This is a genomic window from Allorhizocola rhizosphaerae, assembly GCF_003426775.1.
Classification (GTDB): Bacteria; Actinomycetota; Actinomycetes; order Mycobacteriales; family Micromonosporaceae; genus Allorhizocola; species Allorhizocola rhizosphaerae.
In genome coordinates, this window is sequence record NZ_QJUG01000424.1 from 1 (window position 1) to 2,742 (window position 2,742).

A 2,742-nucleotide genomic window follows, 5' to 3' on the forward strand; every position below is an offset into this window, starting at 1 on the left:
CCCGGCGACGCTTCCCGGCGCGCGCAGCTGCGCGGGGGCGACACCGCGCAGCATGGCGGTGTGCAGCTCGGCGAGCTCGGGCGAGGGATCGACGCCCAGTTCGTCGGCCAGCCGCACGCGCAGCCGCTGGAACGCGTCCAGTGCCTCGGCCGGCCGGCCATAGCCGCACAGAGCGATCATGTGCAAGCCCACCGGGCGCTCGCGGGTGGAGTCGCCGGTCAGGAGTCGTTCGAGCTCCACGAGCGCGTCACCGTACCGGCTAAGGCAAAGCAGGGCCTCGCACCGGTCCTCGATCGCCACCTGGCGCAGCTCCTCCAAGCGGTTGGCTTGAGCCGCGGTCCATCCGGTCGGTTCGGCGTCGGCCAGGGCCCCGCCGCGCCACAGGCTCAGCGCCTTGCCCAGCACCTCGGCAGCCGCGTCGGGCAGCCCGGAGACCAGGCTGGCGCGCCCGGCCTGCGCATCCTGCTCGAACCGCCAAGCGTCCACAGTGGACGGCTGGGCGGCGAGCACGTAGCCCGGATCGCGCGTCTGCAGCACACCGCCCAGGCCACACGCGTCCAGACCCGGGCGCAGGCGGGCCACGTGGCTGTGCAGCGACCGGACCGCGGTGCGCGGCGGGCGTTCCCCCCACAGCGCCTCGACCAGCCGCCAGCTCGGGACCACCGCGCCCGGATGCAGTGCCAGCGCGGCCACCAGCGCGCGCTGGCGAGCACTGGTCAGCTCCATCCGCCCGCGCGGCCCCACGACCTCCACGCAGCCGAGGATGTTGAACTCGCCATGCGTCACGACCATTGTCAACAGGCTAGGCGGCCCGCGTGACGCCCACACGGCCGCTGACGGTGATCTGTCAGACGGGCGCGCGGCTGTATGCGTGGATGGCTATCTCGACCCGGGACTTCAGGCCCAGCTTGGCCAGGATGCTCGACACATGAGATTGGACAGTGCGCCGGGACAGGAACATCTGCGCCGCGATGTCCGGGTTGGACCGTCCGTCCGCGACCAGCAGGGCCACCTTGGTCTCGGTCTCGGTGAGCGCCTCCCAGCCCTGCTTGGGGCGCTTGCGGGGCCCGGTGACCCCGCGCCGGATCCCGAGCGGCCGCAGGCGTGCATCCGCTCGGGAGGCGTCCCACGCCGCGTCGAGCGTGGTGTAGTGATTGCGCGCCTCCTCCAGGGCGGCGCGGGCGCCCGCGCTGTCGCCGGCCAGCGCGAGCAGCTCCGCGCGGTGCTCCCAGGCATACGCCTCGAACAGCGGCCGGCCCGCGTCGCGGAAGGCTTGCGCCGCCTCACCGAGCAACTCGGCGTCGTCCCGGGCGATCCCGCCGCACAGCGCGGCGATGGCCCGCGTCGTGCTATTGGGCAAGGTGGTGGCGAGCGCATTGGTGCTCACCGCCAGTTCGCGGGCGCGCTCACGGTCCTGCGTGGCGGCCGCGAGGCGAGCCAGGTCGGGGCAGATGTCGTAGATCCCACCCGGTGCCTCCATGACGCCGCCGTCCGCCCAGACGGGGTAGAGCAGATCCAGCGCCTGCTGCGGGCCGGTGCGTGCCTCCGCGGCCAGCGCCTGTGCCCACACGAGCAGGAATCGCGACGACCGCGCGCCAGGACTGCCGTCGTCGACCGGCACCTCGTCGGTCTCGCCGAACGTGCCTCGGTGCACCGCCACGATGACGGCCAGGGAATGCATCGGCAGACCGTAATTATAAGGATCGAAAACCTCCAATCCGGTACGGATTTGGGCCAGCGCGTCATCCCAGCGCCCATCGAGCACGCGCATGCGCGTCCGCACCAACGACGACAGCGCCCCATAGATGCCACCCCGGTCGAGGTTTTGCTGCTCGGAGGCTGCCAGCGCCCGGTCGGCCTCGTCGAACCGGTCGAGCCGGGCCAGCATGAACCCGCGCAGATAATAGGGATCCATCTGCAAATCGGGCCGCACGCCGCCGCCGAAAGCCGCGATGGCATGACCCGCGAACTCGAGGCCCTCCTCGTACCTGGTCTGCACCAGATCGACCCCGGCGAGCAGGCTGTATCCGTAGCCCATGGCGACGGCATCGTTCGCGGCCTCGCCCAGCCGGATCGCCTCGCGCGCGGCCTCGACCGTCTCGGGAAACTGGAACATCACCGTACGGCACAGGGCCAGGAACCCTTGGAAGCGCCCGATTTCGCCGGGGGTCAGGGTCGGTGAGGCGATCGCCTCCTGCACGACCTCGAGCGTCTCGGGAAGGCGGCCCTGCCGGTAGCACGCCTGCGCCAGCAGCCAGCGCAGCTTGCCCTCCTGGTCGCTGCGCGGGCTCTGCCGTTCGCGCGGCGATCTCTCGCGGTCGCTTTGTGGGCTCTGCCGTTCGCGTGGCGGTCTCTCGCGGTCGCTTTGTGGGCCCTGCCGTTCGCGTGGCGGTCTCTCGCGGTCGCTTCGCCGCGCGGCGGCGAGCGCGGTGCGGGCGACCTGTTCGGCCTCCGCCGCGTCGCCCTCCCACAGCAGCGCGCGGATCAGGTGAAGCCGAAGCTCCGCAACGGATTCGGCCTCGATGTCGGCCAGCGCGCGCCGCAGCAGCGTCACCGCCAGCCGGGGTGCCCGCACGATCAGCCGGTCGGCGTTGAGGTTGAGCCAGTCGATCGCCGTGCGGTCCATGGCCGCGCCCGCTGCCAGGTGCTCGCCGACCCGTTCGGCCGGCGCACCGGCCGTGCGCAGCACCTCGCTGGCGCGCAGATGAAGCGCCGCCCGCACGGACGCGGGCACCCGCCCGG

2 protein-coding genes are annotated in these 2,742 nt (G+C 72.4%); both read right to left on the reverse strand.

Annotated elements, in window-relative coordinates; genetic code table 11:
- Nucleotides 1-792, reverse strand: a 792-nt coding sequence (locus DM816_RS41290) for an AfsR/SARP family transcriptional regulator (RefSeq protein ID WP_425455349.1), incomplete at its 3' end; no start/stop codon positions are given.
- Between the two features lie 55 nt (nucleotides 793-847).
- Nucleotides 848-2,742 (reverse strand): helix-turn-helix transcriptional regulator (locus DM816_RS41295; RefSeq protein ID WP_162908403.1); only part of this gene is annotated, 1,895 nt, incomplete at its 5' end.